Genomic DNA, 18,959 nt, shown 5'->3' with positions numbered 1-18,959 from the left:
TCGGGAACCGGACCCGCGTCAACGGCCAACAAAGCCGCCGCCTGCGCATCCCTTCTCACAACACGGTCTTCACTTTTAAAAGATCCCGCGGCGCTCGGCGCCGCATTTGCACTTGACTTTTCCGACCGGCTCCGCTTCGTCAGCGGCGCCTGCGTCGGTGGAGGGGTTTATATGTGCCCTGGCCCCTTCGGCGCAACACCTTTTTGACAGGTGAGTGAAGAATCTCGGTCGCCTTTGCGTCACAGGGCCATCGGCGCCTCCATCATCCACACCGCCTTTTCAAAGGACTCCGCCGGCCCTTCCTTCATCGGCCGTGCCGACAGCACCGTTTCCTAGCGAAAATGTCCGCGCCTCCCCCAATTCGGGCTTGCGCTGTGTATTAATATATTAATATGCTGTCCTCCGAAGCCGAGACGACGGGGCACAGCCGCCGATGTCCGGCAATGGAGGACATCCATGAGTTCACCCGCAGAGCCAGCGCCGGCGTCGACCCGGCCCATGCCGCGTGCCGCGAAGGCGACGCGCGGACGGCCGCGGGCTGCCACGACCACCGCGGTCATCTACCAGGCGTTGCGCGCCGACATCGTCGGGATGCGCCGCACGCCGGGCGAGGCCATCGTCGAAAAGCACATCGCCGAGAATTTCGGGGTCAGCCGCACACCGGTACGGGAAGCCCTGCTCCGGCTGGCCGACGACGGGCTGATCGAGATCTTTCCGCAATCCGGCACCTTCGTCGCCCGCATCCCCATGGACGCCCTGCCGGAGGCGGTCGTGATCCGCACCGCGCTGGAAGGTGCGGCCGTGCGCAACGCGGCGCAGCGCGCCACGGGCAGCCAGATCGCCGCGATGCGGGCCAACCTGCTGCTCCAGCAGGAGATGGAAGCGGCGGGCGACCTCGACGGCTTCCACGAGGCGGACGAGCGCTTCCACGCGCTCATCGCCGAGATGGCCGGTTTCCCCGGCCTTTGGAGCCTCGCGCAGCAGGTGAAGGTGCATGTGGACCGCTACCGCCGCCTGACCCTGCCCGAGCCGGGCCGCATCCCGAATGTGATCGGCGAACACACGGCCATCGCCGACGCCATCGCGGCGCGCGATCCGGTCACCGCCGAACGGCACATGACCGTCCATCTCGAAAGCCTCCTGACCGCGATTCCGCAGGCCCAGGGGGCCAACCCGTTCTTCTTCTCCGGTTCGCCGGCAACAACGACCTCGTGAGGATTTGTCCATGAAGATCTCCGTTCGGCACGCGTCGCATCCGGATGCCGTCCGCACCTTCGACACCGAGGCCCTGCGCAACGATTTCCTCGTCCCGACCGTCTTCGAGGCCGACGACATCGTCCTGACCTACAGCCACATCGACCGTTTCGTGGTCGGCGGCGCGATGCCCGTGGCGGGTCCGCTGAAGCTGGAGTCGGCCAAGGCCATCGGCTCGGCTACCTTCCTGGAGCGCCGCGAACTGGGCGTTGTCAACGTCGGCGGCCCTGGCCGCGTGACGGTGGACGGCACCGCCTATGAGCTGGCCCCGCGCGACTGCCTCTACGTCGCCATGGGCAGCGTGGATGTCCAGTTCGAGAGCCTGGACCGCGCCAACCCGGCCAAGTTCTACCTGAACAGCGCCCCGGCCCACGCCCGCTTCGAAACGATGAAGATCTCCATCGAGCAGGCCAAGCAGGTCCATCTGGGCGACCCGTCCCAGTCGAACGAGCGGACCATCTACCAGATGATCCATCCGGACGTGTGCAAGACCGCGCAGCTCGTGCTCGGCATGACCGTGCTGAAGCCGAACAACATGTGGAACACCATGCCGTGCCACACGCATGACCGGCGCTGCGAGGTGTATTTCTATTTCGACCTGCCGGAGCCGGCGCGCGTCTTCCACTTCATGGGCGAGCCGAACCAGACCCGCCACCTCGTGGTCGCCAACGAGCAGGCGGTGATCTCGCCGAGCTGGTCGATCCACAGCGGCGTCGGCACGCGCAACTACACCTTCATCTGGGCCATGGCCGGTGACAACCAGGACTTCACCGACATGGACATGATCCCGATGGAAGAGCTGCGTTGAGCGGAGACGCCACGATGACCAACCCCTTCGACCTCACCGGCAAGGTGGCGCTGGTCACCGGCGCCAACACCGGCATCGGGCAGGCCATCGCGGTGGCGCTGGCCCGGGCCGGCGCCGACGTCGCCGCCGCCGGCCGCACCCCGCCCGAGGAAACCCGCGCCCTGGTCGAAGCGACCGGCCGCCGCTTCCTGTCGGTGCAGGCGGACCTCACCAGCCTGGAGCCCATTCCGGGTGCCGTGGAACAGACGGTCGAAGCGCTCGGCGGGCTCGACATCCTGGTCAACAACGCCGGGATGATCCGCCGCGCCGACGCGCTGGACTTCACCGAGTCCGACTGGGACGAGGTGATGAACGTCAACATCAAGTCGGTCTTCTTCCTCTGCCAGGCCTTCGGCCGCTACGCCATCGGCCAGGGGCGCAAGGGCAAGATCATCAACATCGCCTCGATGCTGTCCTTCCAGGGCGGCATCCGGGTGCCCTCCTACACCGCGTCGAAGAGCGGCATCGCCGGCCTCACGAAACTGCTCGCCAACGAATGGGCCGGCAAGGGCATCAACGTGAACGCCATAGCGCCGGGCTACGTCGCGACCAACAACACCGCCGCGCTCCGCGCCGACGAGAAGCGCAACGCCGACATCCTGGCCCGCATCCCGGCCGGCCGGTGGAGCGACGCCTCGGACATGGGCGGCCCGGCGGTGTTCCTGGCCTCCGCGGCCTCCGACTACGTCCACGGCACGATCCTGCCCGTGGACGGCGGCTGGCTGGCCCGCTGAGAAGGAAGACGAAGGATGAGCACCGACGTTTTCCTGCTGAGCGATACGCTTGACTGGAAGGATCTCGGCAACGGCGTGCGCCGCAAGATCCTCGGCCACAACGACGCCATGATGATGGCGCGCTTCGAGTTCGAGAGCGGCGCCGTGGGCGCCCTGCACCGCCACCCGCATCACCAGTGCGCGGTGGTGGAGAAGGGCTCTTTCGACGTCACCATCGAGGGCCGCACCCAGCGGCTGGGCGTCGGCGACGGCTACATGGTGCCGTCCAACGCGCTGCACGGGGTGGTCGCGCTGGAGCCGGGCACCCTTCTCGATATCTTTACCCCGATCCGAGAGGATTTCCTGGCCTGATCCCCGAGGGGGGCAAAGGCCTGGACAAGAGTTCAACGGAGGGGCCGGCGGAAACCGGCCCCGAAAACAGGAGGAAGCCACATGAAGATCAGTTTCGGCAGTGTCCGCACCGCCCTGCTCGCGGCCTGCGCCGCCGGCGCCATGCTCGCCTCGCCCGCCTCGGCGCGCGACTTCCGCTCGGCGGACATCCACCCGTCCGACTACCCGACCGTCGAGGCGGTCCGCTACGTCGGCAAGCTGCTCGCCGAGCGCACCAACGGCCGTCTGGGCGTCAAGGTGTTCCCGAACGGCGCTCTCGGCAACGAGAAGGACACCATCGAGCAGCTGAAGATCGGCGGGCTCGAGATGATGCGCATCAACGTCGCCCCGCTGAACAACGTGGTGCCGGAGACCATCGTCACCGCGCTGCCCTTCATCTTCCGCTCGACCGAGCACATGCACGCGGTGCTCGACGGCCCGATCGGCGACGAGATCCTCGCCGCCATGGAAAGCCAGGGCATGGTTGGCCTCGCCTTCTATGACAGCGGCTCGCGCAGCATGTACTCCGCCGGCAAGCCCTACAAGACGCTGGCCGACCTGAAGGGCGCGAAGATCCGCGTCCAGCAGTCCGACCTGTTCGTCGCCATGATCCAGGCGCTCGGCGCCAACGCCACCCCGATGCCCTTCGGCGAGGTCTACACCGCGCTGAAGACCGGCATCGTCGACGCGGCCGAGAACAACTACCCGTCCTACGAGTCCTCGCGCCACTTCGAGGCGGCCAAGTACTTCACGTTGACCGAGCACGCCATGGCGCCGGAAGTGCTGGTCTTCTCCAAGACCTTGTGGGACCGGCTGTCCAAGGACGACCAGGCGCTGATCCGCCAGGCGGCCAAGGAGTCCGTCCCCCACATGCGCAAGCTGTGGGAGGAACGCGAGAAGAAGTCCAAGGACGTCGTTGTGGCGGCCGGCGCGCAGATCGTCGAGGTCGCGAACAAGCAGGAATTCATCGACGCGATGAAGCCCGTCTACGACAAGTTCGCGAACACGCCGAAGCTCCAGGACCTCGTGAAGCGCATCCAGGAAACCAAGTAACGCACGGGCGGCGCGGCGCCCCTCCCCGTGGGGAGGGGTGACGCCGCGCCGCACCGGGGAGCAGTGCGGCATGGATATCGAAATGCAAGCAAAGGACGTCACCCCACGGCGCAGCTCGGGCTGGCTGACGCAGATGAACGCGATGCTGGCCCGCATCGGCATGGCCGTCTCGATCGCCGGCCTGCTGGCGATCGTCGGCGTCGTGTTCTATCAGGTTTTCGGCCGTTACGCGCTGAACGACCCGCCCACCTGGGCGGAAAGCCTGGCCATCGTGCTGGTGCTGTACGTCACGCTGATCGGGGCCGCCGTGGGCGTGCGCGATGCCGGGCACATCGGCCTGGAGTCCCTGCTCGTGCTGCTGCCGGACAGTGTGCGCAAGAAGATCGAAATCGTCATCTATGTCCTGGTCGGCATCTTCGGCGCCGGCATGGCCTACAACGGCTGGCTGCTCGGCAGCTCGGTCGCCTCCTACACGATCGCCAATCTCCACGTCTCCGAAGCCTGGCGCTACGTGCCGCTGGTCCTGTCGGGGGTGCTGATCGTCCTCTTCTCCATCGAACACATCATCGCGCTCCTCCGCGGTGAGGAGGTCGAACCGTCATGGAACTGATCATTCTGTCGGCCACCTTCTTCGGCTTCCTCATCCTGGGCGTGCCGGTGGCCTTCGCCATCGGCCTGTCCGCGCTCTGCACCATCCTCTACGAAGGTCTGCCGGTCGCGGTCATCTACCAGCAGATGATGTCGGGGATGAACATCTTCTCCTTCCTCGCCATCCCCTTCTTCGTCTTCAGCGGCGAGCTGATGCTGCACGGCGGCGTCGCCGACCGGATCGTGGGCGCCGCCAAGAGCATGGTCGGCCACATCCGCGGCGGGCTGGGCATGTCGAACGTGGTCGCCTGCACGCTGTTCGGCGGCGTCGCCGGGTCGCCGGTCGCCGACGTGTCGGCGATGGGCGCGGTGATGATCCCGATGATGAAGCGCGAGGGCTACCACGCCGACTACGCGGTCAACGTCACCACCCACGCGGCACTCGTCGGCGCGCTGATGCCGACCAGCCACAACATGATCATCTACGCGCTGGCCGCCGGCGGGAAGGCCTCCATCGGCGCGCTGATCGCGGCGGGGTTGATGCCGGCGCTGCTGCTGATGGTCTGCAACCTGGGTGCCGCCTATCTCGTCGCGGTCAAGCGCGGCTACCCGGCGGGCTCCTTCCCCGGCTGGGAGATCATGTGGCGGTCGCTCGCCGCCGCACTGCCCGGCCTGTTCATCGTCGTGATCATCCTCGTGGGCATCATGTCCGGCGTCTTCACGGCGACGGAATCGGCGTCGGTCGCGGTGATCTACGCGCTGCTGCTGACGCTGTTCGTCTACCGCTCCATGACCTGGAACCATTTCCTGGCGGCGGCGGCCAAGACGGTGAAGACCACCGGCGTCGTCCTGCTGCTGATCGGCGTCTCGACGATGTTCCAGTACCTGATGGGCCTCTATCAGGTGGCGGACCTGACCGGCGAGATGATGGCCGGCCTGTCGGACAACCCGTGGGTCATCTTCCTGATGATCAACATCATCCTGTTCCTGCTCGGCACCTTCATGGACATGGCGAGCACGATCCTGATCTGCACGCCGATTTTCCTGCCGATCGCGATGCAGTTCGGGATGGACCCGGTGCAGTTCGGCATCGTGATGCTGATCAACTGCGCCCTGGGCCTGAACACCCCGCCGGTCGGCACCACCCAGTTCATCGGCTGCGCCATCGGTGGTGTGTCGGTGGGCGAGGTGATGCGCTCGATCACCCCCTTCTACGGGGCGCTGTTCGTCTGCCTTCTGCTCGTCACCTACGTGCCGGCCTTCTCGCTCTGGCTGCCGCGCCTGCTCATGCACTGAGCCGGACACCAGTCCGACAAAAGGGCCGCGCCGGAACACTCCGGCGCGGCCCTTTCCTTTTTCAGGCCGATGGAAGGGGGGAGCGCGCCTCCAGGAAGCGCCCGGCCCAGTCCCGGCCCTTCTCCAACTCGCCGAACAGCCACTCGCGGAAGGTCCGGATCTTCGGCAGGTCCACCGTGGATTTCAGGGTGGCGAAGCCGTGTCCCTGCGCCCTCAACCCCTGCGTGGCGAAGGGAATCACCAGCTTGCCCGCCAGCAGTTCGCGTTCGGCCAGCAGCAGGCTGTCGAGGCAGACACCGAGCCCGTCCACGGCGGCGCTGATGGCCATGAAGGACCGGTCGAAGCGCGGGCCGCGCTCCAGGTCCAATTGGACCCTGCGATGATGCCGCGCCCAGTCGTTCCAGCGCAGGATGTTGATCTCCGAATGGATCAGCGTGTGCTGCCCGAGATCGCCTGGGCGGCGGATCGGCTTCAGCCCGTTGGCGAGGCCGGGTGAGCACATCGGGACGATGATGTCCTCGGGAAAGGGCACCATGACGGTCCCGGCGGGCGGCGGGCCGGGGTTGTAGCGGATGTCCACGTCCACGACGCCCTGCGCGAGGTCGGCCGCCGCCACCGACGCCTGAAGGCGGATGTCGATCCCCGGATGAAGCTCCTGGAAGCGCGCCAGCCGCGGCATCAGCCATTGGGTGGCGAAGCTCGGCGTGGAATGGACGGTCAGGACGGCGCTGCCCACCGTCTGGGCCACGATCTGCGTGGCCGCGTCGATGCGGGCGAAAGCCTCCGTGACCTCGGCCGCGTAGAGCCGCCCGGCATCGGTCAGCAGCACCGAGCGGTGCACCCGGTGGAAGAGCCGCACGCCGAGTTGGTCCTCCAGGACCTTCACCTGATGGCTGATCGCCGATGGGGTGACGGCGAGATCCTCCGCCGCAAGCGCGAAGGAGCCGAGCCTTGCCGCGGCCTCGAAGGCCTGGACGGCCTTGATGGACACCCTTTTCCGCATCGCGGTCTTTCGATGAATTCAGCTCATCTATCCGCGATCTTATTCATTTGTCAGGCTCACCTCAAGAACATACCGTTTCCATAGCGATCGGCGGAACGGATTGTCCGGACCTCCTCGCACCTTTCAAAAATCCATTGGGCAATCGCGGCGTGAATTCGCCGCCACGGGCGGCTTTGCGCCAAAGGAGAGGACATGCTGCTTTCCAACAAGCTGTGCGTGATCACGGGGGCGGCCTCGCGGCGCGGCATCGGCCGCGCGACCGCGCGCCTTTTCGCTCTGCATGGCGGCCGCGCGATCATCCTCGATCTCGACGGCGGGCAGGCCGAGGCGGCGGCGGCCGAACTGGGCGAGGCGCACCGCGGCTACGCCTGCGACGTGACGGACAAGCCCTCCTGCTTCGGCGCCGTGGAGCGCATCGTGGGCGAGTTCGGCCGCGTGGACGTGCTCGTCAACAACGCCGGCATCACCCAGCCCCTGCGCTTCATGGACATCGAGCCCGGCAACTACGACGCCGTGATGGACGTCAGCCTGCGCGGGACCCTCTACATGAGCCAGGCGGTCCTGCCGCACATGCGCGAACGCCGTTCCGGCTCGATCGTCTGCATGTCCTCGGTCTCGGCGCAGCGCGGCGGCGGCATCTTCGGCGGCCCGCACTACAGCGCGGCCAAGGCCGGCGTGCTCGGCCTCGCCAAGGCGCTCGCCCGCGAGGCTGGGCCGGACAACATCCGCGTGAATTCCATCACGCCCGGCCTGATCCAGACCGACATCACCGGCGGCAAGCTGACCGACGAACTCAGGACCGAGATCCTGAAGGGCATCCCGCTCAACCGGCTGGGCGACGCGGAGGACGTGGCGCGCGCCTGCCTGTTCCTCGCCTCCGACCTGTCCTCCTACGTGACCGGCGCCACGATCGACGTCAACGGCGGCATGCTGATCCACTGACGGATCGGCACCCGAGAAACGAGGCGTTCCCGCCGAGGACGCCCGCGATGCTGGAGGAATTCGTGGACATCAACACAACAGGCACCATCGACCATCGGGACGGCAAGACCGGCCACAACGTCGACCTGGCGGAGCGGGCCTACCGCATCCGCCGCAACGCCCTGCTGATGGGCGAGGTGCAGGGCCAGGGCTACATCGGGCAGGCGCTGGACATCGCCGACGTGCTGGCCGTCGCCTACTTCCACGCCATGCGCTACCGCCCGGAGAACCCGGACTGGGAGGAGCGCGACCGCTTCCTGCTGTCGAACGGCCATTACGCCATCGCGCTGTACGCCGCACTCCTGGAGGCCGGCTTCCTTCCGGAGGAGGAGCTGGAGACCTACGGCAGCGACGACAGCCGCCTGCCCATGTCCGGCATGGCCAGCTACACGCCGGGCATGGAGATGTCCGGCGGCTCGCTCGGCCTCGGGCTGTCGATCGCGGTAGGCAAGGCGCTCGGACTGAAGCGCAAGGGCTCCTCCTCGCGCGTCTTCACGCTCTTCTCCGACGGCGAGCTGGACGAGGGCTCGGTGTGGGAGGCGATCATGTCGGCGAGCCATCACAAGCTCGACAACATGATCGGCATCATCGACGTGAACAACCAGCAGGCCGACGGCCCCTCGACCCAGATGCTGGCCTTCGAGCCGCTGGTGGAAAAGCTGGAAGCCTTCGGCTGGTACGTCCAGCGGGTGGACGGCAACGACCTGCCGGCCGTGGTCGCCGCCTTCGACGCGGCCCGCGCCCATCCCGAGCCCAAGCCGCGCATGATCGTCTGCGACACCCGCATGGGCCGGGGCGTGCCCTTCCTGGAAGCCCGCGAGAAGAACCACTTCATCCGCGTCGACGCGCACGAATGGCAGCTTGCCCTCGAAGCGCTGGACGCCGGGAGGACCGCATGAGCAGCAACGCGACCACCACGGCGCCGGCCAAGCCGCGCCTGAAGACCTCGGCGATGATCGCCTCGATCGCCTCCGAGGGGCAGCGCACGAAGCCCGCCCCCTTCGGCCACACGCTGGCCGAGCTGGCCCGAAGCCGGACCGACATCGTCGGCATGACCGCCGACCTCGGCAAATACACGGACCTGCACATCTTCGCGAAGGAGCATCCGGACCGCTACTACCAGATGGGCATGGCCGAGCAGCTGCTGATGGGGGCCGCCGCCGGTCTGGCGCATGAGGGCTTCATGCCCTTCGCCACCACCTACGCGGTCTTCGCGTCCCGCCGCGCCTACGACTTCATCCACCAGACCATCGCCGAGGAAGACCTCAACGTCAAAATCGTCTGCGCCCTGCCTGGCCTGACCTCCGGCTACGGGCCGAGCCACCAGGCGACGGAAGATCTGGCGCTGCTGCGCGCCATGCCGAACATGACGGTGATCGACCCCTGCGACGCGCACGAGATCGAACAGGCCGTGCCGGCCATCGCCGGCCACAAGGGTCCGGTCTACATGCGCCTGCTGCGCGGCAACGTGCCGCTGGTGCTGGACGAGTACGGCTACCGCTTCGAGCTGGGCAAGGCGAAGCTCCTGCGCGACGGCGCCGACGTGCTGATCGTCTCGTCGGGCATCATGACGATGCGCGCGCTGGAGGTTGCCCGGTCGCTCGAATCCGACCGCGTCGCGGCGGCGGTGCTGCACGTGCCGACGATCAAGCCGCTCGACACCGAGACCATCCTGCGGGAAGCGGCGCGCAGCGGGCGCATGGTGGTGGTCGCCGAGAACCATTCCGTCGTCGGCGGGCTGGGCGAGGCGGTCGCGGGGCTGCTGCTCCGGTCCGGCGTCACCCCGGTCTTCCGCCACATCGGCCTTCCCGACGAATTCCTCGCGGCGGGCGCCCTGCCGACCCTGCACGACCGCTACGGCATCTCGACCGAGGTCGTGACGAAGAGGATCAAGGGCTGGCTCGGCGAATGAGCCGGACCGGCACGGCCACGCGTCCGCCGATGCGGAACTGAAAGCCCGGGCGCGGCGGGTGCGGGGGCCAAACTGGCGCCCCCGGACGGGGGCGCCGCAAATCACAAAACTGGAGGAAATCGTGAAGAAGATGCTTCTCGCGCTCGCCGTGGGCGTCACGCTCGCCGCTTCACCGGCCTGGTCGCAGCAGGTCCTGCGCATGGCCCACAACGCAGCGCCCGGCAATCCCAAGTCCGAAGCGTCGCTGAAATTCGCCGAGCTGGTCGAACAGAAGACCAACGGCCGCGTGAAGGTGCAGGTCGGCGGCAGCGCCCAGTATGGCGACGACGTCGAGGCGCTGACCAGCATGCGGCTCGGCACGATGGCCTTCAGCGCCAATTCGCAGGGGGCGACCTCCGGCGTCGTACCGCAATTCTCCGTGATCGGCCTTCCCTTCCTCGTCCAGGATCTGCCGCAGGCCTGGAAGCTGCTCGATGGCCCCGTCGGCGAGCGGCTCGGCGGCCATGCCAAGGAGAAGGGTCTCGTCCTCCTCGCCCTCTGGGACAACGGCATCCGGCACACCAGCAACAACGTGCGGCCGATCAAGACGCCGGAGGATCTGGCGGGCGTGAAGATCCGCACCCCGCCGGACCCCATCACGGTGGACATCTACAAGGCGCTGGGCGCGAACCCGACGCCGATGCCCTTCTCCGAACTCTACATCGCGCTCCAGCAGGGCGTGGTCGACGGGCAGGAGAATCCGCTGATGAACATCTACTCCTCGAAGCTGCACGAGGTTCAGAAATACGTCACCCTGACCGGGCACAAGTACGAATCGACACCGGTGCTCGCCAGCAAGATGGTCTTCGACGGCCTCTCCAAGGCGGACCAGCAGGCGGTGATCGCGGCCGCGGCCGAGGCCGGCCGGCTGAACCGGGAAATGTCGCAGAAGGCCGACAACGAGCTTCGCGGCAAGATGGAAGCGGCCGGCGTCCAGTTCAACACGGTCGATCCGGCTCCCTTCCTCGCCAAGGTCAAGCCCGTCTACGAGAAGTGGGAGAAGCAGTTCCCCGAGCTGACCGCGCTCGTCCGGGCGGAAGCCTCCGCGGCGGCGAAGCCCTGATGGACATCCTGCGCGAGCAGGAGGTGACGGAGGCCGGCCTTGCCGCCTCCGCCATCCACGTGGTGGACACGGCCATCGCCGTCGCCGCCACGGTCGTCTCGGTCCTTGCGCTGGTGCTTCTGTTCCTGTCGCTCGGGGCGGAGGTGGTCGTCCGTTACCTCACGACCCAGGGCCTCGGCTGGCCGTCGGAAATGCCGAACATCCTGTTCCCCTGGCTGGTCATGGGCGGGATCGTGCTCGGCGCGCAGCGCGGCGCGCACATCGCGGTCACGATCGTCTTCGGCTTCCTCGGCCGGGGTGCCGCCCGGGCCCTGCTGCTGGCGATGCAGGCCGTGATCGGCGCGACCTTCTTCTATCTCGCCTACATCGGCATGGACGTGATCGAGATCACCGGCACCGAGGTCTTTCCGGTGACCGGGATCTCCGCCCACTATGCCTACCTGTCCCTGATCGCCGGATTCGTCGGCGTCGGGCTGACCGCGGCCACCACCTTCGCGCGGCTGCTCGTCGCCGAGGATCCGCTCGCGGTGCGCGCCCAAGGTCCGGAGGACCATCAATGACCCTGCTCATGGTTTCCGTTTTCGGCGTCCTCCTGCTGCTCGCCTTCCCGGTGGGCTACGCCCTCGTCATCAGCTCGGGCGTCGCCGTCATGACGCTGGGCTCGGTGCCGACCGTCGTCGCGGTCGTGAAGCTTTTCCAGCCGACGCAGAGCTTCCCGCTCCTGGCCATCCCCTTCTTCGTCCTGTCCGGCGCCCTGATGATGAGTGGGACGCTGGGCCAGAAGCTCGTCCGCTTCGCAGCATCGCTCGTCGGCCGCTTCCACGGCGGGCTCGCCCAGGTCACCGTCGTCGGCTCGACCATCTTCGGCGGCGTGTCCGGCTCCGCCGTGGCGGAAGCCTCCGCACTCGGCGCGATGCTAATCCCCTGGCAGAAGAAGGAGGGTTATCCGCCGGCCTTCAGCGCCGCCGTGACCGCCTCCTCCTCCGTCATCGCCGGGCTGATCCCGCCCTCCATCCCGCTCATCCTCTACGCGGCCGTCTCGAACGCCTCCATCGCGTCGCTGTTCCTGGCCGGCATCCTGCCGGGGCTGATGCTGGCATCCGGCATGATGGCCGTCTGCTACCTGAGCGGCCGCCTGCGCGGCTTCCCGCTCCTGGCCGGCACCGGCGGCCTCAAGGACATCGGCCGGGCCATGCTCTCCGCCCTTCCGGCCCTCCTGATGCCCGCCTTCATCGTCGTGCTGCTGCGCGCGGGCATCGCCACCCCGACCGAGGTGAGCGTCGTCGCCGTCGCCTACGCGCTGTTGGTCAGCGCGCTCATCTACCGCGACCTCACGGTCAAGCGCGTCCATGCCGCACTCGTGGCCACGGTGATCACCACGGGCGTCGTGATGCTGGTCATCGCGGCCTCCAACCTCGTCGGATACGTCCTGATCGTGGAGGCGATCCCGAACGCCGTGACGGAATACGCCCAGGGCGTGCTCAAGGAGCCCTGGCTGATCATCCTCGCCATGAACCTGATCATGCTGGTGGTCGGCATGTTCCTGGACCTTCCGGCGGCGATCCTGCTGCTCGGCCCGACCTTCGTCGCGGTGGGTGCGGCCATCGGGCTGGACGTCATCCAGCTCGGGATCATGATGGCCGTGAACCTCAGCATAGGCCTTTTCACCCCGCCGATCGGGACCACCCTGTTCATCTCCGCCGCGATCTCGCGCGAGCCCATCGGGGCCATCGTGCGGGAGCTGTGGCCCTTCTACCTCGTGGCCCTCACCGTGCTGGGGCTCGTGTCCTATGTGCCGGCGGTCATCCTGTACTGAGCCGCCGCAAACAACGACGAACCAAGGGAAATGGGAGGATCGGCAATGACGACGGTCGGGTTCATCGGTCTCGGCTCCATGGGGCTGCCCATGGCCGGCAATCTCCTGAAGAAGGGTTTCGCTGTCCGCGGCCATGACATGCGGCGCGAGTCCGTCGCGGCCCTGGAGCGGGCCGGCGGCGCCGCGGCTTCAACGGCCGCGGAGGCCGCGAGCGGGGCCGACGCCCTGGTTCTGATGGTGGTGAACGCGGCGCAGGCCGAAACCGTGCTCTTCGCCGAATGCGCCCTCGACGCGCTGCCGCGAAACGGGGCCGTCGTGCTGATGGCGACCTGCCCGCCCGGCGCGGTGGCATCCCTGGCCGCGCGGGTGGAAGCGGCCGGCCGGCGGTTCATCGACGCGCCCGTGTCGGGCGGCACCGTGGGCGCGGCCGGCGGAACGCTCACCATCATGGCGGCGGCCCCGCCGGCAGTCTTCGAAGCGGTCAGGCCCGTGCTGGCCGCGATGGGCGACAAGCTCTTCCACGTCGGCGAGAAACCGGGCCAGGGCGCCACCGTCAAGACCGTGAACCAGCTGCTGTGCGGCGTGCACATCGCCGTGACGGCGGAGGCCTTCGCGCTCGCGGCCAAGATGGGCGTCGATCCGGCCGTCCTGCTGGAGATCATGGGCGGTTCCTCGGCGTCGAGCTGGATGCTGAAGGACCGCGGCCCGCGCATGATGAAGGACAATCCCGAGATCACCAGCGCCGTGGACATCTTCGTCAAGGATCTCGGCATCGTGCTGGAGGCGGGGCGCGACGCCAAGGCGGCGCTGCCGCTGGCCGCCGTCGCCCACCAGCTCTTCCTCTCCACCTCCGGGCGCGGCGACGGGGCGGCCGACGACAGCCAGGTCATCCGCAGCTATCACGCCCTGAACGGAACCGGTGGGCACCGCTGAGCCCCTTCCCCCGTTCCTACCGCCTGCCATTTGAAGATCAGAGTGTCGACAGCCTGTTCGATATGCCTGCGATTACATGACATAGCGTGCAAAAAGTCTGGTCCGTTTACTCCGCAAGTCCGCACCACGCATGGATTTTACATGCACCATCATGAACTCTGGATCCGGCAGCTCAGATACATGACGCGCCGGTGCCAAAACTGATGAAACTTCTGCGCGCTGGAATGGTTAGGGCCACAGTGCCCACCGTGGAGAGCCAGCCGCGACCATGAGCATTGCCCTCGCCGCCCTGACGCCCCTCATCGGGGGGCTGCTCGCCCCCTTGACGATCCGGTCCGGGCGCACCGTCTGCGCCGCGTCAGCCGGCGCCGCTTCGCTCCTGGCCCTGTGCCTTCTCCTCAGCCACGCCCCGGCGGTCTACAGGGGTGAGGTGATCCGCCAGCAGATCGACTGGATTCCGCAGCTCGGACTGAGCTTCAGCTTCTTCGTGGACGGGCTCGGGCTGTTCTTCGCGTCGCTGATCCTCGGCATCGGCCTTCTGATCATCGTCTACGCGCGCTTCTACCTGTCGCGCAGCGACCCCATGGGCCGCTTCTACGCCTTCCTGCTGCTCTTCCAGAGCGCCATGCTCGGGGTGGCGCTCAGCGACAACATCCTGCTCCTCCTGGTCTTCTGGGAGGTGACGAGCCTCAGTTCCTTCCTGCTGATCGGCTACTGGCGCCATCTCCCCGAAGGGCGGCAGGGCGCGCGCATGGCGCTGGTCGTCACCGGCGGCGGCGGACTGCTGCTGATCGCGGGCATGCTGATGCTCGGCCACATCGCCGGTTCCTACGAGATCACCGAGATCCTGCGGCGCGGCGACGCCATCAAGGCGCATCCGCTCTATGTGCCGACGCTGCTGCTCATCCTGGCCGGCGCCTTCACCAAGTCCGCCCAGTTCCCCTTCCATTTCTGGCTGCCGCACGCCATGGCCGCGCCGACTCCGGTGTCGGCATATCTTCACTCGGCGACCATGGTGAAGGCCGGCGTGTTCCTGCTGGCGCGCTTCTGGCCGGCGTTGGCCGGCACGGAGATCTGGACGCTCATCGTCGCGCCGGTCGGGTTGATCACGATGATCGTCGGCGCCTGGATCGCCATCTTCAAGGACGACCTGAAGGCCCTGCTGGCCTTCTCCACGGTCAGCCACCTGGGTATGATGACGATGCTGCTCGGTTTCGGCACGCCGCTCGCCGCCGTGGTCGCGGTGTTCCACATGCTCAACCACGCCACCTTCAAGGCCGCCCTCTTCATGAGCGCGGGCATCGTCGATCACGAGACCGGGACCCGCGACATACGCCGCCTCGGCGGGCTCTGGCGCCTGATGCCGATCAGCAGCGCGCTCGCGATGCTGGCCGCCGCCTCCATGGCCGGCCTGCCGCTCCTCAACGGCTTCCTCTCCAAGGAGATGATGCTGGAGGAAGCGGCGCACACGGAACTCGCGGGCATCCCCTATCTGATGCCCGTCCTGGCGACGCTGGGTGCCGTCTTCTCCGTCGCCTATTCGGCGCGCCTGGTGTTCCACGCCTATCTCGGCCCGGCGCGCGACGACACCCCACATCACCCGCACGATCCGCCGATGGGCTTGTGGGGACCGGTGGCGTTCCTGGTCCTGCTCGTCGTCGCCATCGGTCTCGTCCCGACGCTCGCCGGGCCGGTGGTGGCGCGGACCGCCATGGCCGTGATCGGCACGGAGGAGCTTCCCTACTACTCCCTCGCCATCTGGCACGGCGTCACGCCCGCCCTGATCATGAGCCTCGTCGCCTTCGCGCTCGGCGGGCTCATCGTCTACCGCTACGCGGCCCTGTCCCGCCGGCACGCGGCGCTCCCCCGGCCGGACGCCAAGGCCATGTTCGACGCGGTCATCGGCGGCCTCATCGCCGCGTCGCGGGGCTTCACGCACCGCCTGCACACCGGATCGCTGCGGCGCTACATGGCTGTGATCCTCGTCACCGTGATCGCCGTCGGCGCGGCGGCGTTCCAGGCCGGCGGCCACGCGCCCGGCGGGCGCGAGGCCTTGCCGGCCGACCTGCCCGCGATCATCGTCTGGGGCGTGCTGCTGGCGACCTGCGCCGCGGTGGTCGTCGTCCACGGCAACCGGCTGCTGACCCTGATCCTGACCAGCCTCGCCGGGCTGATCGTGTCGCTTGCCTTCCTGCAGTTCTCCGCGCCGGACCTGGCACTGACGCAGATCTCGGTCGAGGTGGTGACGACGATCCTGCTGCTGCTGGCCCTCAACCTCATGCCACGCCACAGCGAGCTGATCGAAAGCCTGCCGCGTCGCCTCGGCGGCGGGCTGGTCGCCATCGCCGCGGGTGCGGGTGCCGGCATGCTGTCCTACGCCGTCATGACGCGGAACATCGCCTCGATCTCCGAGTACCACCTCGACCAGTCGAAGCCCGGCGGCGGCGGCACCAACGTGGTCAACGTCATCCTGGTCGATTTCCGCGGATTCGACACGTTCGGCGAGATCATCGTGCTGGGCATCGCAGCACTGACCATCGCCGCCATGCTGCAATCCGCCCTGCGCGGCGCCCCGGCGCGGCGGCTGGACTCGATGCGCCCGGGCGTGGAATCGGCGGACGCCCATCCGCTGCTCCTCGTGGTGTCGACCCGCGTCCTGCTGCCGCTGGCCCTGACGGTCGGCATCTACATCTTCCTGCGCGGCCACAACGAGCCGGGCGGCGGCTTCATCGCCGGGCTGATCGTGGCCATCGCCCTGATCATGCAGTATCTGGCGAGCGGCTACAGCTGGGCCGCGTCCCGGGCGCGGCTCGACGCCCGCGGCATGATCGGCGCGGGCGTCCTGATCGCCGGGCTGACGGGCGCCGGCGCGCTGGTCTTCGGGGCTCCCTTCCTGTCGACGAGCTACGGCTACTTCCACCTGCCGCTGATCGGCGAATTCGAACTCGCCACGGCCATGCTCTTCGACCTTGGCGTGTTCCTGACGGTCGTCGGCACGGTTGTGCTGGCGCTGGTCGAAATCTCGCGCATCCAGCGCCGGGCGGAGCGAGAGCCGGTTCCCGAGGGACCCATGGACGTCCTGCTGCATTCCACCGACCCCGCCCCGCCGGCGCCCGTCGCGTCCGAACGAAACGAGGCCTGACATGGGAGACCTGGACATGGGAGACCTGGCATGGAGTTCCTGATCGCCAGCGGCATAGCCGTGCTGACCGCGACGGGCATCTACCTGGCGCTGCTCCGGCAGACCTTCCCCGTCATCATCGGCCTGGCCTTTCTCACCTACGCGGTGAACCTGTTCCTTTTCGCCATGGGGCGCCTGACCGTGGACCGTCCTCCCATCATCGCGACGGGGTCTCCCGGCTACGCCGACCCGCTGCCGCAGGCGCTGGTGCTGACCGCCATCGTGATCTCCTTCGGCATGACGGCGCTGATCGTGGTGCTTGCCTTGCGCGGGTTCCTCGAGACCGGCAGCGACGCAGGGAACGCCGAGCGCGGCGAGGACGGGATCCCCGGCGTCCCGGACCGGAGCCATCGATGAATCACTGGATCATCGTCCCGATCATCCTGCCGGCCTTCGCCGCGGCCTTCCTGGTCACGGCGCTGAGCCACGACCTGGCGCGCCAGCGGCTCGTCTCCACCGTCTCCACGCTCCTCCTGCTGGCGACGGCGGTCTGGCTGTTCATCCTGGCGTCGGACGGAACGACCCGCGTCTATCTCCTCGGCAACTGGCCCGCCCCCTTCGGGGTCGTGATGGTGCTGGACCGCCTGTCGGCGCTGATGCTTCTGGTCACCGCGGTGCTGGCGCTCGCGGTCGTCGTCTACGCCTGCGGCGGCTGGGACGCGAAAGGCCGGCATTTCCACACGCTGTTCCAGTTCCAGCTGATGGGGATCGGCGGGGCCTTCCTCACCGGGGACGCCTTCAACCTGTTCGTGTTCTTCGAGGTGATGCTGATCGCGTCCTATGGGCTGATGCTCCATGGCGGCGGGGCCTATCGGCTGCGGGCGGGCTTTCAGTATGTCGCGGTCAATCTGGTCGGCTCGACGCTGTTCCTGTTCGCGGTCGGGCTGATCTACGCCACGACGGGCACGCTCAACATGGCCGACATCGCGGTCAAGGCGCGCGCGGTCGCCGAGGGGGACGTGGCGCTCCTGCGCACGGGCGTGCTGCTGCTTCTTCTGGTCTTCGCCCTGAAATCGGCGCTGGTGCCCCTGCACTGGTGGCTGCCGACGGCCTACGGCGCCGCCCCGGCACCGGTGGCCGCCCTGTTCGCGATCATGACCAAGGTCGGCGCCTACTGCATCATCCGCATGCACGGCATGGTGTTCGGGGCGGAAGCCGGTGCGGTGGCCAACGCGGCGCAGCCGTGGCTCCTGCCGGCGGCGCTGCTGACCCTCGTGGTCGGCGCCCTGGGTGTCCTCGCGACGCGGCGGCTGCTCGACCTCGTCGCCTTTTCCGTGGTCTGGTCGATGGGATCGCTGCTCATCGCGATCAGCCTCTTCGACGCGGGCGGCATGGCCGCGGCACTCTATTACGCGGTGCATTCGACGGTCGCCGCGGCCGGGCTTTTCCTCGTCGCGGACATGATCGTGCGGCATCGCCGTCACTGGGAGGACCGGCTGACGACCGCCCCGCCGGTTCCGCACGCCACGCTGCTCTCGGGATTGTTCTTCCTGGCGGCGATCGTGATGGCGGGCCTGCCGCCCTTCTCCGGCTTCATCGGCAAGCTGCTGGTCCTCGACGCCGTGCGCGAGGCCTCCTCGGCGGTCTGGGCCTGGGGCCTGATCCTGGCGACGAGCCTCGCCGTCATCATCGGCTACAGCCGGGCCGGCAGCGTCCTCTTCTGGAAGGCGGAGGTCCGGGCCGAGGAGGCGCTCACAGCCGACGGCACGGGCCTGCCCCTGACCTCCATCCTCGCCGCCGCCGGCATGATCGGGGCCGCCGGCCTGCTGACGGTCGGAGCGGGTCCGGCGACCGACGTCTTCGCGGCGACCGCCCGGCAGATCATGGACATCGACGGCTATGTGGGCGCGGTGCTCGGCCCCGATGCGAGACTGGCCCTGGGGAGGTGAC

19 protein-coding genes are annotated in these 18,959 nt (G+C 67.9%); 18 read left to right on the top strand and 1 reads right to left on the bottom strand.

The window, feature by feature from the left end; genetic code table 11:
• The 8 genes from JUB11_RS07000 to JUB11_RS06965 form a co-directional block, all read left to right on the top strand.
• Positions 1–207 (top strand): hypothetical protein (locus JUB11_RS07000; protein WP_207457674.1); only part of this gene is annotated, 207 nt, incomplete at its 5' end.
• Between the two features lie 291 nt (positions 208–498).
• Positions 499–1,215, top strand: a complete 717-nt coding sequence (locus JUB11_RS06995; RefSeq protein ID WP_247886902.1) for a GntR family transcriptional regulator — start codon at positions 499–501, stop codon at positions 1,213–1,215.
• A gap of 10 nt (positions 1,216–1,225) precedes the next feature.
• Positions 1,226–2,062: a 5-dehydro-4-deoxy-D-glucuronate isomerase gene (gene kduI / locus JUB11_RS06990; RefSeq protein WP_207457670.1), complete on the top strand. Its 837-nt coding sequence runs from the start codon at positions 1,226–1,228 to the stop codon at positions 2,060–2,062.
• A 14-nt stretch (positions 2,063–2,076) separates the two neighbouring features.
• Complete coding sequence (gene kduD / locus JUB11_RS06985) at positions 2,077–2,835, top strand: 2-dehydro-3-deoxy-D-gluconate 5-dehydrogenase KduD (protein ID WP_207457668.1); 759 nt, start codon at positions 2,077–2,079, stop codon at positions 2,833–2,835.
• 15 nt (positions 2,836–2,850) lie between these two features.
• On the top strand, positions 2,851–3,186 hold the full coding sequence (locus JUB11_RS06980; RefSeq protein ID WP_207457666.1) for a cupin domain-containing protein: 336 nt from the start codon (positions 2,851–2,853) through the stop codon (positions 3,184–3,186).
• An 81-nt stretch (positions 3,187–3,267) separates the two neighbouring features.
• Positions 3,268–4,257 (top strand): TRAP transporter substrate-binding protein, encoded by a 990-nt coding sequence (locus JUB11_RS06975; RefSeq protein ID WP_207457664.1) that lies wholly within the window; start codon positions 3,268–3,270, stop codon positions 4,255–4,257.
• Positions 4,258–4,327: 70 nt separating this feature from the next.
• Entirely contained in the window at positions 4,328–4,867 is a 540-nt protein-coding gene (locus JUB11_RS06970; RefSeq protein WP_207457662.1) for a TRAP transporter small permease, read from the top strand.
• Complete coding sequence (locus JUB11_RS06965) at positions 4,858–6,141, top strand: TRAP transporter large permease (RefSeq protein ID WP_207457660.1); 1,284 nt, start codon at positions 4,858–4,860, stop codon at positions 6,139–6,141. The genes JUB11_RS06970 and JUB11_RS06965 overlap by 10 nt, the downstream gene beginning before the upstream one ends.
• 61 nt (positions 6,142–6,202) lie before the next feature.
• Here JUB11_RS06965 and gcvA read toward each other — a convergent pair whose 3' ends face one another.
• The gene (gene gcvA, locus JUB11_RS06960; RefSeq protein ID WP_348771376.1) at positions 6,203–7,132 is read right to left on the bottom strand and encodes a transcriptional regulator GcvA; all 930 of its coding nucleotides are present in this window, start codon (positions 7,130–7,132) and stop codon (positions 6,203–6,205) included.
• 204 nt (positions 7,133–7,336) lie between these two features.
• On the opposite strand from gcvA, the gene JUB11_RS06955 reads away from it, so the two are divergent.
• The 10 genes from JUB11_RS06955 (at position 7,337) to JUB11_RS06910 (ending at position 18,958) form a co-directional block, all read left to right on the top strand.
• Positions 7,337–8,086 (top strand): SDR family oxidoreductase, encoded by a 750-nt coding sequence (locus tag JUB11_RS06955; RefSeq protein ID WP_207457656.1) that lies wholly within the window; start codon positions 7,337–7,339, stop codon positions 8,084–8,086.
• A gap of 47 nt (positions 8,087–8,133) precedes the next feature.
• On the top strand, positions 8,134–9,024 hold the full coding sequence (locus JUB11_RS06950) for a transketolase (RefSeq protein WP_207457653.1): 891 nt from the start codon (positions 8,134–8,136) through the stop codon (positions 9,022–9,024).
• Complete coding sequence (locus tag JUB11_RS06945; RefSeq protein WP_207457650.1) at positions 9,021–10,037, top strand: transketolase family protein; 1,017 nt, start codon at positions 9,021–9,023, stop codon at positions 10,035–10,037. Before JUB11_RS06950 ends, JUB11_RS06945 begins: the two co-directional genes overlap by 4 nt.
• Positions 10,038–10,167: 130 nt before the next feature.
• The gene (locus JUB11_RS06940; RefSeq protein ID WP_211112450.1) at positions 10,168–11,139 is read left to right on the top strand and encodes a TRAP transporter substrate-binding protein; all 972 of its coding nucleotides are present in this window, start codon (positions 10,168–10,170) and stop codon (positions 11,137–11,139) included.
• Entirely contained in the window at positions 11,139–11,699 is a 561-nt protein-coding gene (locus JUB11_RS06935; RefSeq protein ID WP_207457646.1) for a TRAP transporter small permease subunit, read from the top strand. The genes JUB11_RS06940 and JUB11_RS06935 overlap by 1 nt, the downstream gene beginning before the upstream one ends.
• Positions 11,696–12,955, top strand: coding sequence for a TRAP transporter large permease (locus JUB11_RS06930; protein WP_207457643.1), 1,260 nt, complete (start codon positions 11,696–11,698; stop codon positions 12,953–12,955). Before JUB11_RS06935 ends, JUB11_RS06930 begins: the two co-directional genes overlap by 4 nt.
• 45 nt (positions 12,956–13,000) lie before the next feature.
• Positions 13,001–13,888, top strand: coding sequence for an NAD(P)-dependent oxidoreductase (locus JUB11_RS06925; protein WP_207457640.1), 888 nt, complete (start codon positions 13,001–13,003; stop codon positions 13,886–13,888).
• Between the two features lie 268 nt (positions 13,889–14,156).
• Positions 14,157–17,030 carry a monovalent cation/H+ antiporter subunit A gene (locus JUB11_RS06920; protein WP_207457638.1) on the top strand — a complete coding sequence of 958 codons (2,874 nt, stop codon included), beginning with the start codon at positions 14,157–14,159 and terminating at the stop codon, positions 17,028–17,030.
• A 30-nt stretch (positions 17,031–17,060) separates the two neighbouring features.
• Complete coding sequence (locus tag JUB11_RS06915) at positions 17,061–17,426, top strand: Na+/H+ antiporter subunit C (RefSeq protein ID WP_207457636.1); 366 nt, start codon at positions 17,061–17,063, stop codon at positions 17,424–17,426.
• On the top strand, positions 17,423–18,958 hold the full coding sequence (locus JUB11_RS06910; protein WP_207457634.1) for a monovalent cation/H+ antiporter subunit D: 1,536 nt from the start codon (positions 17,423–17,425) through the stop codon (positions 18,956–18,958). Before JUB11_RS06915 ends, JUB11_RS06910 begins: the two co-directional genes overlap by 4 nt.
• The last annotated feature ends 1 nt before the right edge of the window (position 18,959 follow it).

Origin of the sequence: Azospirillum sp. SYSU D00513 (assembly GCF_017356015.1) — a bacterium.
Taxonomy (GTDB): Bacteria; Pseudomonadota; Alphaproteobacteria; order Azospirillales; family Azospirillaceae; genus Azospirillum.
Note: the sequence above shows the minus strand (reverse complement) of the source record. Positions and strands in the feature narration are given on the sequence as shown.